This is a genomic window from Nonomuraea sp. NPDC049784, from assembly GCF_040659615.1.
Classification (GTDB): domain Bacteria; phylum Actinomycetota; class Actinomycetes; order Streptosporangiales; family Streptosporangiaceae; genus Nonomuraea.
On record NZ_JBFAMX010000288.1, the window covers coordinates 1 to 12,263 of the forward strand.

The window sequence follows — 12,263 nt, forward strand, 5'->3', positions numbered from 1 at the left end:
AGGCCCGCGCGCGCGGCGTAGTAGGCGCAGGCGGCGCCCACCACTCCGGCGCCGACCACGATGACGTCGGACATTCGCACCTCCCCCTGTAATATGTCACATACCTTCCCTCTTGAGAAGCCCACCCGTCCCTCTTCCCCGACCCGCCACACCCCACCGCGCTCCGTACTTCGGCCGGGGTCCTTTTGCTGAAGGGGAGAGCACCCGACTTGGTGAAGGTGGAGAGCACCCGACGCGCGCTTCGGCCGAGGTCCTTCAGGGGAAGGTGAGAGAAGCGGGCGCATGGTCCCGGACGGCGCTCAGCAGGCGCTTCCGGACGGACCGAGCATCGGGCGACCGGTGGCGGGACCGACCGGCCAGGCCCGTACCATCGATGACGTGAAGCTACCCACAGACCATCCCCATCCTCTCGTGCGCAGCCTGTTCTCCTTCTGGGCGCCCACCACGGAGTCGATGCGAGGCTGGGCGATGGCTTCCGTGGTGGTCAACGCCGGCATCGCGGTGACGGGCGCGGGCGTGCGCGTCACCGGCTCGGGGCTCGGCTGCCCGACCTGGCCCAGGTGCACGCCGGACAGCTTCGTCCCGGTCGCGCATCCTGAGGTCTCGATGCTCAACATGCTCGTCGAGTTCGGCAACCGGCTGCTGACGTTCCTGGTGCTGGCGGTGGGGCTCGCGTGCGTGATCGCGGCCATGCGCCTAGCGCCGCGCAGGCGCTCGCTGCTGTGGCTGGCGTGGTTGCAGCCGGCGGGCGTCCTGGCCCAGGCGCTGTGGGGCGGGCTGGTGGTCAGCACGATGCTCAACCCGTTCACGGTGGGCATGCACTTCCTCATCTCCACCGGCCTGATCGCGGCCTGCTGGATGTTGTACGCGCGCGCCGGCGAGAGCGACGGCCCGGCCCGGCGGGTGACCCACCGCGACATCCGCAGGCTCGGCTACGTGCTGCTCGCGGCCGTGTTCGTGCTGCTGGTCGCCGGGGTCGTGGTGAGCGGCACCGGCCCGCACTCGGGCGACGAGATGGCCTCCCGCTTCGACTTCGACATCGAGGCCGTGGCGCGGCTGCACGCCGACTTCGTCTACATCGTGGTGGGGCTGACGTTCGCGCTGCTGTTCGCGCTGCACATCAGCCACTCGCAGCGGCCCGCCCGGCGGGCGGTGCTGGCGCTGTTCGCCGTGGAGCTGGGCCAGGGCGTGATCGGCTACACGCAGTACTTCCTGGCCGTGCCCGCCGCGCTGGTCCTGCTGCACGTGCTCGGCTCCACGCTGGTCTGGATCGCCGCGCTCAGGGTGGTCACCTCGCTGCGCACCCGGACGCCGCTGCCCGACCACTCCCCCACCGAAGTGCCCGCCGCCGTCTGAGCGGTTGTGCCAGGGTATGGGGTGATAGATCCGCCACTCCCCCGCCCCTGGAGGGTGCGATTTGCTGCTGAATGTCCGCCCCTCTCGGAAGGGGCTGCGCCGCGCGTACCAGGGTCTGGTGCTGGTCAGCGTGCTCGCCCTGGCCCCCATGACCTGGGCCTGGCTCAGCAGCTCGGCGCACCGGGAGACGGCAGAGGGCGACGGCTGGCTCGGCCACGTCCCCTCGGCGCAGGCCGCGCTGGTGCTGGGCGCGGGCCTGTACGGCAAGCAGCCCACCGCGATGCTGGCCCGCAGGCTCGACATCGCCGCCGAGCTCTACCGGGCGGGCAAGGTGCGGGCGCTGCTGCTGTCGGGCGACAACAGCCGCAAGGAGTACGACGAGCCCACGGCCATGCGCGACTACCTGCGCGGCAGGGGCGTGCCCGACCAGGTGATGGTGCTGGACTACGCCGGGTTCGACACGTGGGACTCGTGCGTGCGGGCGCGCAAGGTGTTCGGGGCGAGGCAGGTGACCGTGGTGACGCAGGAGTTCCACCTGCCCAGGGCCGTGACGCTGTGCCGTACGGCCGGGCTGGAGGCGTTCGGGGTGGGCGACGACTCGACCAGGCACTTCGCCACGACCACGTACGTCTACGCCGCCCGCGAGCTGTTCGCCACCGCCAAGGCGTTCGCCGACGCGATGGTCCTGCACTCCGACCCGGTCTACCCGGGCCCGCGCGAGGTCTCCCTGGACCGGATCCTGGCTCAGCCGGGCGCGCCGGGCGCGTAGCCGGGCGGCGGGGTGCCTCTCGCGACCGATCTGGCGTGCGCCGAGGGCACGGGGAAGTCCGCGCGGGCGGTGCTCATGCACTCCAGCAGCGCCCGCTGCTCCTCGTGGAAGGTCTGCTCGTCCACCATGTGGCGGGCCGCCCGCTCGTGCAGCAGGCCCAGCTCGGTGGCGGCGAGCTGGTAGTCGCGCATCGCGCGCAGCCCGCGCTTGCCGCCGTAGGCCTTGGCCCACTGCCTGGCCTGCCGCCTCCTGGAGAACGTCGACAGCATGTAGATGTCGGCCTGGCTGACCAGCTTGGTCGGCTCGTAGGGCGGCAGGTAGCGCTGGATGAGCGCCACGATGCGCCGCCGGTCCCTGAACACCACGCCGATGAGCACGATCAGCACCACCAGCAGCGCCAGGTAGGCCACCACGAGCCCGGGGAAGCCGCCGTAGGAGGCCAGTCCGTTCCACAGGCCGTGCAGGATCATCGCGCCCGACCAGCCCGCCAGGATGTAGAAGACCCGCTCCGGCCCGCTGCGCTGGGCGGCGTAGGCGACGGCGACACCGATCATGGAGCTGAACAGCGGGTGCGCGAGCGGCGACAGGATGCCGCGCAGCACCACGGTGACCGCCAGCCCCTTGACGCCGGAGTTGGACAGCGCGGCGATGTAGTAGCTGACGTTCTCGCTCATGGCGAAGCCGAGCCCGACCATGCTGGCGTAGATGACGCCGTCGGTGGGCCCGTCGAGCTCGGCCCTGCGGAACCTCAGCAGCCCCAGCAGCACCAGGCCCTTCATCGTCTCCTCCACCACGGGCGCGCCGAACGTGGCCGCGATGTTGCGGGCGCTGGCCTCCGACAGCTTGGCGGTGTCGATGATGTAGTGCAGGTTGAGCGAGTTGATCACGCCGGCGGCCAGCACCGCGATGCCCGCGCCCCAGGCGAAGGCGAAGATCAGGTTGCTGCGCGGCTCCGGCTCCATGCGGTCGAGCGCGAGCACCGCCGCGAGCAGCAGCGGCACCGGCGCGAGCGCCAGCACGAGGGCGATGAAGAAGTGCACCGGGGCGCCGTTGAACACGTCGAAGGAGAACGAGACCAGAGCGCAGATGCCGGTGAGGACCAGCCCGATGATCAACGCGGATGACGGGCGGTCCTTCAACACCCAGCGTGGATCACGGGTCGCCATACGGTGACTTTAACGGATCAGAGTGCCGGGGTCCGTGGCGGTCAAGGCAGCCTCACCATCCGGACACGAGTCAGGCCAGCAGGGGGTCGATCGCGACGGCGAGGAAGAGCAGCGCCAGGTAGGCATTCGACCAGTGGAAGAAGCGCATGGGGCGCAGGTCGACGCCGCTCTTGCCGGCGTTGAGGCGGGCCAGCAGGCGGTGGACCTCCCACAGGCACATGGCGCCGAGCACGGCGGCCACGACGGGGTAGAACAGCGTGGTGCCGGCCACCGGCCACAGCGCCAGCGAGCACAGCACGGTCGCCCACGTGTAGGCGATGGACTCCATGATCACCCGGCGCTCGGTGGCCACCACGGGCAGCATGGGGACCTTGGCGGCCGCGTAGTCCTCCTTGTAGCGCATGGCCAGCGTCCAGGTGTGCGGCGGCGTCCAGAAGAACACCACCCCGAACAGCACCAGCGGCGCCCAGTCGAGCCGTTCGGTGATGCCGGCCCAGCCGATCATCACCGGCATGCAGCCCGCGATGCCGCCCCACACGATGTTCTGGGCCGTGCGGCGCTTCAGGATCATCGAGTAGACCAGCACGTAGAACAGGATCGCCGCGGTGGACAGCAGCGCGGCCAGCCAGTTGGTGGTCGCCCACAGGCCGACCGTGGACAGCACCCCGAGCACGATCCCGAAGATCAGCGCGCCGCGCGGCGAGACCTGGTGCCTGGCCAGCGGCCTGCGGCGGGTGCGGCGCATCTTCTGGTCGATGTCGCGATCCACGTAGCAGTTGAGCGCGTTGGCGCTGCCCGCCGATAGGGTGCCGAACACCATGACCGAGATCGACTTCCACAGCGGCGGCAGGCCGCCCGCCGCCAGGAACATCACCGGCAGTGTCGTGATCAGCAGCAGCTCGATGATCCGCGGCTTGGTGAGCGCGATGTAGGCCTTTACGATCATGCCGATCGAGCGCGGCCCCTCCACCTGCGGAGATCGGGCCGTCGCCTGCCTGTTGGTCAGCACCGTCAAGGCGCTTCCAGCCTGTGCGGAGTCAACGCGTAACCTCTGAATAGAGCGGATCCATGGGTGGGCGCCGTGACGCCCCTGCGAACAAACAAACTGTAGTCGCAGGGGCGGCCGGTCCGGCCAATGGGGGGCTTGCGCCATACATGGACACGCGCGGGTGGAATGGGAATCGATCGCCAACTCCACTCGGTTAGGGTCCCGTATGGGCGGGATAGCCAACCGGCACAACCAATGACAACTAGATTCCGGAGATCGAGCACTTGAGCACCGAACTCGTGCCAGCCCTTGAATGGACCGACCTGGACAAGCAGGCGGTCGACGTCGTTCGAGCACTGGCGATGGACGCAGTGGAGAAGGCGGGCTCGGGTCACCCCGGCACCGCCATGAGCCTGGCCCCCGCCGCATACTTGCTGTTCCAGCGTGTGATGCGTCACGATCCGACCGATCCCAACTGGATCGGGCGCGACCGGTTCGTGCTGTCGTGCGGCCACTCGAGCCTGACGCTCTACATCCAGCTCTACCTTTCCGGCTACGGCCTCACGCTCGACGACCTGCGGCGGCTGCGCCAGTGGGACAGCCTGACGCCCGGCCACCCTGAGCACGGCCACACGGCGGGCGTCGAGACCACGACCGGCCCGCTCGGCCAGGGCCTGGGCAACGCCGTCGGCATGGCGATGGCGGCCCGCCGCGAGCGCGGCCTGTTCGACCCCGACGCCGAGCTCGGCGCCTCCCCGTTCGACCACCACATCTGGTGCTTCGTCAGCGACGGCGACATCGAGGAGGGCATCAGCCACGAGGCCAGCTCGCTCGCCGGCCACCAGAAGCTGGGCAACCTCATCGTCGTCTGGGACGACAACCACATCTCCATCGAGGACGACACCCTCATCGCCAAGTCGGAGGACGTCGTCGCCCGCTACGAGGCGTACGGCTGGCACACCCAGAGCGTCGACTGGACCGCCACCGGCGAGTACGTCGAGGACGTCCAGGCCCTCTACGACGCGCTCGAGGCGGCCAAGGCCGAGACCGACCGGCCGTCGTTCATCCGGCTGCGCACGATCATCGGCTGGCCGGCCCCCAACAAGCAGAACACCGGCAAGATCCACGGCTCGGCCCTGGGTGATGCGGAAGTCGCCGCCACCAAGGAGGTCCTGGGCATGGACCCGGCCAAGACCTTCCACGTGCCCGCCGACCTGCTCGAGCACGCCCGCGGCATCGCCCAGCGTGGCCGCACCGACCACGCCGAGTGGGAGAAGTCCTACGCCGAATGGCGGCTGGCCAACCCCGATCGGGCCGCCGAGCTCGACCGCATCTCCGAGCGCGAGCTGCCCAACGGCTGGGCGAGGGCGCTGCCGTCGTTCGAGACCGGCGCGTCGATCTCGACCCGCAAGGCCTCCGGCGAGGTGCTGAGCGCGCTGGCGCCGGTGCTGCCGGAGCTGTGGGGCGGCTCGGCCGACCTGGCGGAGTCGAACAACACCACGATGAAGGGCGAGCCGTCCTTCATCCCCGAGGAGTTCCAGACCAAGGAGTTCCCGGGCAACCGCTACGGCCGCACGCTGCACTTCGGCATCCGCGAGCACGCCATGGGCGCCATTCTCAACGGCATCGCCCTGCACGGCGGCACCCGCCCCTACGGCGGCACGTTCCTGGTCTTCTCCGACTACATGCGCCCCTCGGTGCGCCTGGCCGCGCTGATGAAGCTGCCGGTCACCTACGTCTGGACGCACGACTCCATCGGCCTCGGCGAGGACGGCCCGACCCACCAGCCGATCGAGCACCTGTGGGCGCTGCGCGCGATCCCCGGCCTCGACGTGGTCCGCCCGGCCGACGCCAACGAGACGGCGTACGCGTGGAAGGCCGTGCTCAAGCACACCGACCGGCCCGCCGCACTCGCGCTGACCAGGCAGAACCTGCCGGTCTTCGAGGGCACCAGCGCCGAGGGCGTGGCCCGCGGCGGCTACGTGCTGCGCGAGGCCTCCAACGGCCAGCCCAAGGTCATCCTCATCGCCACCGGCAGCGAGGTGGAGATCGCGCTGGAGGGCCGCGAACTGCTGGAGGCGAAGGGCATCCCGACCCGCGTCGTGTCGATGCCGTGTGTCGAATGGTTCAAGGGGCAGGACATCGCATATAGGCAGACGGTCCTGCCGTCGTCGAACCGGGCTCGAGTCGCGGTCGAGGCGGGCATCGCGCTCGGCTGGCACGAGTTCGTCGGCGAATGCGGCGAAGTAGTCGGCCTCGAACACTTCGGTGCTTCGGCCCCGTACAAGACTCTGTATGAGTTGTTCGGGCTGACGGCGGAGCGCGTGGCGGCCGCGGCACATGCGAGCCTGGCCAAGCTGGGGCAGGAAAAGGGCGAGACGACGGGAAACTGAAGGAAGATGAGCGAGAACCTCAAGAAGCTGTCCGGCCAGGGCGTTGCGATCTGGCTCGACGACATCAGCCGCGAGCGACTGCGCACCGGCAACCTGGAGCAGCTGATCCGCGAGAAGAACGTCGTCGGGGTGACCTCCAACCCGACGATCTTCGCCAACGCGCTCAGCAAGGGTGACGCGTACGCCGCCCAGCTGCACGACCTCGCCGTACGCGGCGTGGACGTGGGCGAGGCCGTGCGCGCCATCACCACCTACGACATCCGCTGGGCCGCCGACGTGTTGCGTCCGGTCTACGACGCCACCGGCGGCGTGGACGGGCGCGTGTCGCTGGAGGTGGACCCGCGTCTGGCCCGCGAGAGTGAGAAGACGGTCGCCGAGGCCCGGGCGCTGTGGTGGCTGGTGAACAGGCCCAACCTGTTCATCAAGATCCCGGCGACGGTCGAGGGGCTGCCCGCGATCACGCAGGCGCTGTCGGAGGGCATCAGCGTCAACGTCACGCTGATCTTCTCCCTCGAGCGCTACCGCGCGGTCATGGACGCCTGGCTCGCCGGCCTCGAAGCGGCGCAGGCCAAGGGGATCGACCTGGGCTCGATCGAGTCGGTGGCCTCGTTCTTCGTCAGCCGGGTCGACACCGAGATCGACAAGCGGCTCGACAAGGTGGGCAAGCCGGAGCTGAAGGGCAAGGCGGGCATCGCCAACGCCCGCCTGGCGTACGCGGCGTACGAGGACGTCATGAACTCCGAGCGCTGGCAGCGCCTGCGCGCGGCGGGCGCCCGGCCGCAGCGGCCGCTGTGGGCCTCGACCGGTGTGAAGAACCCCGAGTACTCCGACACCATGTACGTCGACCAGCTCGTCGCCCCCGGCACCGTCAACACGATGCCGGAGAAGACGCTCGACGCGACGGCCGACCACGCCAACATCACCGGCGACACCGTCCGCCCCTTCTACGAGCAGGCCTGGAACACCATGGCCGCGCTCAAGGAGGCCGGCATCGACTACGACGACGTGGTGAAGGTGCTGGAGGACGAGGGCGTCGAGAAGTTCGAGGCGTCCTGGAACGAGCTGCTCGAGAGCGTCACCAAGAACCTGGTTCCGTGATGGAAGTGACCTACCGCGAGGAGGGAGTGGCCTCGGCCGCTTCCTCCGTCGCGGGGCGTCTCGTCGCCGACGGCGTGCCCGCGCGGCTCGCCGGCGGCGACCCCACGTTGTGGGGTGAGGACGCCGAGGCGGAGGCGGCTGTCAGGCTCGGCTGGCTGACGCTGCCCCGCTCCTCTCGCGAGCTGCTGCCCCGGCTGGGCAGGCTCGCCGAGCGGGCCCGCGCGGCAGGTCTGACGAACGTGGTGCTGGCCGGGATGGGCGGCTCGTCGCTGGCGGCCGAGGTCATCTGCGCCACCGCCGACGTGCCGCTCACCGTGCTGGACACGACCGACCCCGGGCAGGTGCGCCGCGCGCTGGCCGACCGGCTCGAGGCCACGGTCGTGGTCGTGGCCGGCAAGAGCGGTTCGACCGTGGAGACCGACTGCCACCTGCGGATCTACGAGCGGCTGTTCGCGGACGCGGGCATCGCGCCCGCGGACCGCATCGTGGTCGTCACCGACCCGGGCTCGCCGCTGGAGAAGCGGGCCGCCGACGGCGGTTTCGAGCTCGTGCTCGCCCGGCCCGACGTGGGCGGGCGCTACTCGGCGCTGTCGGCGTTCGGGCTGGTGCCGAGCGCGCTGGCGGGGGCCGACGTGGAGCGGCTGCTCGACGACGCCGAGGAGGTGCTGCCGCTGCTGTCGCGCGACACCGGCAACCCCGGGCTCGACCTGGGTGCCGCGATCGGCGGCGCGGCGCTGGCCGGGCGCGACAAGCTGCTGATCGAAGACCAGCTCTCGGCCACCACCGGGCTGCCCGACTGGATCGAGCAGCTCGTCGCGGAGTCCACCGGCAAGCAGGGCAGGGGGATCCTGCCCGTCGTGGGCGCCGACCCTAACGAGACCGGCGACGAACTGATCGTCGCCATCGAGACCGACCTCGGGGACGTGCGCGTGGACGGGCCGCTGGGCGCGCAGTTCCTGGTCTGGGAGTACGCCACCGCCGTCGCGGGGCTGCTGCTGGAGATCGACCCCTTCGACCAGCCGAACGTGGCCGAGTCGAAGGAGAACACGGCGGCCCTGCTGGCGCTGCCGGACCTGCCGACGGGCGCGCCGGCGTTCGTGGACGGGCCCGTCGAGGTGTTCGGGTCCTCCACGGCCAAGGACCTGCCGGGGGTGTTCGCCGAACTGCTGGGCGCGATTCCGGCCGGCGGCTACCTGGCGATCATGGCTTATCTCGACCGGCTGGCCGCGTTCGACGCCCCGGTGCCGGACGGGGCCGACTTCGAGCAGATGACCGACGCGTGGATGTGGGCCGATCCGGCGACGCTGCGGCCGTTGCTCGCACTGCGTACCGACCGGCCGGTGACGTTCGGGTGGGGGCCCCGGTTCCTGCACTCGACCGGGCAATATCACAAGGGCGGGCCCCAGAACGGGGTGTTCCTGCAGATCACCGGGGCGGTGGCCGAGGACGTGACGGTCCCCGGCATGCCGTACACGCTGGGGCGGCTCCAGCTCGCCCAGGCGCTCGGCGACCTGGGGGCGCTCGAGACCCGTGGGCGGCCCGCCGTACGCCTGCATTTGACCGATCGCGCGGCGGGTGTCGCGCGTTTGCTCGCAGCCGCACAGGAGGCTTGAAATGACTGACCCGGCAGCACCCGCGGAGGAGGCTGTCACAGCGGCAGCCGCCGTCGCGGGCACCGCCACCACCGAGGAGGTGGTCGCCGCCAACCCGTTGCGCGATCCGCGTGACAAGCGGCTGCCCCGGGTGGCGGGACCGTGCGTGATGGTGTTGTTCGGCGTGACGGGTGACCTGGCCAAGCGCAAGCTGCTGCCGGCGATTTACGACCTGGGGAACCGGGGGCTGCTGCCGCCCGGCTTCTCGCTGGTCGGCTTCGCCCGGCGGGATTGGAAGGACCAGGACTTCGCCCAGTTGACGCACGATGCCGTCAAGGCGCATGCCAGGACGCCCTTCCGCGAGGAGGTCTGGAAGCAGATCCGCGAGGGCATCCATTTCGTGCCAGGCGAGTTCTCGGACGACGGAGCGTTCGACGCGCTGGCCATGGCGCTTGCCGAGATCGACGAGACCCGGGGCACGGGCGGAAACTACGCTTTCTACCTGTCGGTGCCGCCGAAGTTCTTCCCCGTCGTGGTGGAGCAGCTCAAGCGGACCGGGCTGTCCGACGCGCCCGAGGGGTCGTGGCGGCGGGTGGTCATCGAGAAGCCGTTCGGGCACGACCTGAAGTCGGCCCACGAGCTGAACGAGATCACCACCTCGGCCTTCCCGGAGAGCTCGATCTTCCGGATCGACCACTACCTGGGCAAGGAGACCGTCCAGAACATCCTGGCGCTGCGGTTCGCCAACAACCTCTACGAGCCCATCTGGAACCGCAGCTTCGTCGACCACGTGCAGATCACGATGGCCGAGGACATCGGCATCGGCGGGCGGGCCGGATACTACGACGGCATCGGCGCGGCCCGCGACGTGATCCAGAACCACCTGCTCCAGCTGCTCGCGCTGGTCGCGATGGAGGACCCGACCTCGTTCGACGCCTCGGCGTTGCGGCGGGAGAAGGAGAAGGTGCTCAAGGCCGTGCGGCTGCCGGGCAACCTGGGGCTCAACACGGCGCGCGGCCAGTACTCCGCGGGCTGGCAGGGCGGCGAGAAGGTGGTCGGCTACCTGCAGGAGGACGGCATCTCCCCCGAGTCCGAAACAGAGACGTACGCGGCCATCAAGCTGGAGATCGCCAACCGGCGGTGGGCCGGCGTGCCGTTCTACCTGCGCACCGGCAAGCGCCTGGGCCGCCGGGTGACCGAGGTGGCGGTGGTGTTCCAGCGGGCGCCGCACCTGCCGTTCAGCAAGACCGACACCGAGATCCTGGGGCAGAACGCGCTGGTGATCAGGGTGCAGCCGGACGAGGGCATCACCGTCAGGTTCGGCAGCAAGGTCCCCGGCACCGCCATGGAGGTCAGGGACGTCTCCATGGACTTCGCCTACGGCGAGTCGTTCCTGGAGTCGTCTCCCGAGGCCTACGAGCGGCTGCTGCTCGATGTGATGATCGGCGACCCGCCGCTCTTCCCGCACCAGCGGGAGGTCGAGCTGTCGTGGACGATCCTCGACCCGATCGAGGAATTCTGGACCACGCAGGGCCAGCCCGAGCCGTACGAGTCGGGCTCGTGGGGGCCGCCGTCGGCCGACGCGATGATGGCCCGCGACGGCCGCAAGTGGAGGAGGCTCTGATGACAACCTTCATGTTGGCGGACACGACGGCCGGGAAGATCTCGGCGCAGTTCACGCACCTGCGCCACCAGATGGGCGCGCCGGCCATCGGCATGGTGCTGACGCTCGTGGTGGTCTGCGAGGAGCGCCACCAGTACGACGCGCTCCGCGCCGCCACCGACGCGGCCCGCGAGCACCCGTCCCGCATCATCGTCGTGATCAACCGTGAGGCGGAGGAGCCCAACAGGCTGGACGCCGAGCTGCGCATCGGCGAGTCCACGCCCGGCGAGGTCGTGGTGCTGCGGCTGTACGGCGAGCTGACCCAGCACGCCGGCTCCGTGGTCAGCCCGCTACTGCTGCCCGACACGCCGGTCGTGGTGTGGTGGCCGGGCGCGGCCCCCGACTTCCCGTCCCAGGACGCGGTCGGCGCCCTCGGCCAGCGCCGGATCACCGACGCCAGGGGCTTCGACCACGGCGGCGTCAAGTCGCTGGTGACCAGGGCCAAGGGGTACGCCCGCGGCGACACCGACCTGGCCTGGGCCAGGCTGACGCCGTGGCGCAGCCTGCTGGCGGCCGCGTTCGACCAGCCGGTGGGCAAGGTGCGCAAGGGCGTCGTGGAGGCCTCTTCGGGCAACCCGAGCGCGCCGCTGCTGGCAGCCTGGCTGTCGGAGCGGCTCGGCGCCCCGATGAAGGTCGCCGACTCCTCCGGTCCCGGGCTGACGGCCGTGCGCCTGCAGCTGAACGACGGCGAGCTGACCATCTCGAGGCACGACGCCCGCCTGGCCACGCTGTCGCGGCCCGGCCAGCCCGACAGGAACGTGGCCCTGACCAGGCGGCAGACCTCGGAGCTGCTGGCCGAGGAGCTGCGCAGGCTCGACACCGACGAGATCTACGAGGCCGCGGTCAAGCGGTTCGCCCGTACGTACAAGGGATGACCCGTGACCTCAGTGGCTGAGAGAGTAGTGCCCGTGAGCGTTCCCAACGTAGTGGTCCACCGCGACGCCGACGTCCTGGCCAAGGCGGCGGCGGCGCGGATCATCACGCGGCTGGTCGACGTGCAGTCGGCCAAGGGGTCGGCGTCGATCGTGCTCACGGGCGGCACGGTCGGCATCGCCACGCTGGCGGCCATCGCCGCCACGCCGGCCCGCGACGCCGTGGACTGGCGCCACCTGGACATCTGGTGGGGCGACGAGCGTTTCCTGCCCGCCGGCGACAAGGAACGCAACGAGACCGGCGCCCGCGAGGCCCTGCTCGACCGCGTGGACGTGGACCCGGACCGGGTCCACGTCATGCGGGGC

The 12,263-nt window shown here is 70.4% G+C and carries 10 protein-coding genes; 8 read left to right on the forward strand and 2 right to left on the reverse strand.

The features are described 5' to 3' along the window. Positions 1-378: 378 nt before the first annotated feature. Both AB0J09_RS38715 and AB0J09_RS38720 read left to right on the forward strand, forming a co-directional pair. Positions 379-1,356 carry a COX15/CtaA family protein gene (locus tag AB0J09_RS38715; protein ID WP_360702275.1) on the forward strand — a complete coding sequence of 326 codons (978 nt, stop codon included), beginning with the start codon at positions 379-381 and terminating at the stop codon, positions 1,354-1,356. A gap of 61 nt (positions 1,357-1,417) precedes the next feature. Next, positions 1,418-2,125: an ElyC/SanA/YdcF family protein gene (locus AB0J09_RS38720; protein ID WP_360702278.1), complete on the forward strand. Its 708-nt coding sequence runs from the start codon at positions 1,418-1,420 to the stop codon at positions 2,123-2,125. On the opposite strand, the gene AB0J09_RS38725 is transcribed toward AB0J09_RS38720, so the two are convergent. After that, complete coding sequence (locus AB0J09_RS38725) at positions 2,101-3,291, reverse strand: PrsW family intramembrane metalloprotease (RefSeq protein ID WP_360702281.1); 1,191 nt, start codon at positions 3,289-3,291, stop codon at positions 2,101-2,103. The genes AB0J09_RS38720 and AB0J09_RS38725 overlap by 25 nt on opposite strands. 70 nt (positions 3,292-3,361) lie before the next feature. Continuing rightward, the gene (locus AB0J09_RS38730; protein WP_360702284.1) at positions 3,362-4,306 is read right to left on the reverse strand and encodes a heme o synthase; all 945 of its coding nucleotides are present in this window, start codon (positions 4,304-4,306) and stop codon (positions 3,362-3,364) included. 335 nt (positions 4,307-4,641) lie between these two features. On the opposite strand from AB0J09_RS38730, the gene tkt reads away from it, so the two are divergent. From tkt to AB0J09_RS38760, 6 genes are all read left to right on the forward strand, one after another. Beyond that, positions 4,642-6,672: a transketolase gene (gene tkt, locus AB0J09_RS38735; RefSeq protein WP_360702298.1), complete on the forward strand. Its 2,031-nt coding sequence runs from the start codon at positions 4,642-4,644 to the stop codon at positions 6,670-6,672. Positions 6,673-6,678: 6 nt separating this feature from the next. Beyond that, the gene (gene tal, locus AB0J09_RS38740) at positions 6,679-7,770 is read left to right on the forward strand and encodes a transaldolase (RefSeq protein WP_360702287.1); all 1,092 of its coding nucleotides are present in this window, start codon (positions 6,679-6,681) and stop codon (positions 7,768-7,770) included. Continuing rightward, on the forward strand, positions 7,770-9,383 hold the full coding sequence (locus AB0J09_RS38745; protein ID WP_360702301.1) for a glucose-6-phosphate isomerase: 1,614 nt from the start codon (positions 7,770-7,772) through the stop codon (positions 9,381-9,383). The genes tal and AB0J09_RS38745 overlap by 1 nt, the downstream gene beginning before the upstream one ends. 1 nt (position 9,384) lies before the next feature. Beyond that, complete coding sequence (gene zwf, locus AB0J09_RS38750; RefSeq protein ID WP_360702290.1) at positions 9,385-10,986, forward strand: glucose-6-phosphate dehydrogenase; 1,602 nt, start codon at positions 9,385-9,387, stop codon at positions 10,984-10,986. Next, the gene (locus AB0J09_RS38755) at positions 10,986-11,900 is read left to right on the forward strand and encodes a glucose-6-phosphate dehydrogenase assembly protein OpcA (RefSeq protein WP_360702292.1); all 915 of its coding nucleotides are present in this window, start codon (positions 10,986-10,988) and stop codon (positions 11,898-11,900) included. Before zwf ends, AB0J09_RS38755 begins: the two co-directional genes overlap by 1 nt. A gap of 33 nt (positions 11,901-11,933) precedes the next feature. Continuing rightward, on the forward strand, positions 11,934-12,263 hold a 330-nt coding region (locus AB0J09_RS38760), incomplete at its 3' end, for a 6-phosphogluconolactonase (protein ID WP_360702295.1).

Bases quoted from the DNA above. Each gene is read 5' to 3' on its own strand.
- AB0J09_RS38725 (WP_360702281.1), bottom strand. From the start codon at position 3,291: ATGGCGACCCGTGATCCACGCTGGGTGTTGAAGGACCGCCCGTCATCC.
- tkt (WP_360702298.1), top strand. From the start codon at position 4,642: ATGGACGCAGTGGAGAAGGCGGGCTCGGGTCACCCCGGCACCGCCATG.
- tal (WP_360702287.1), top strand. From the start codon at position 6,679: ATGAGCGAGAACCTCAAGAAGCTGTCCGGCCAGGGCGTTGCGATCTGG.
- AB0J09_RS38745 (WP_360702301.1), top strand. From the start codon at position 7,770: ATGGAAGTGACCTACCGCGAGGAGGGAGTGGCCTCGGCCGCTTCCTCC.
- zwf (WP_360702290.1), top strand. From the start codon at position 9,385: ATGACTGACCCGGCAGCACCCGCGGAGGAGGCTGTCACAGCGGCAGCC.
- AB0J09_RS38755 (WP_360702292.1), top strand. From the start codon at position 10,986: ATGACAACCTTCATGTTGGCGGACACGACGGCCGGGAAGATCTCGGCG.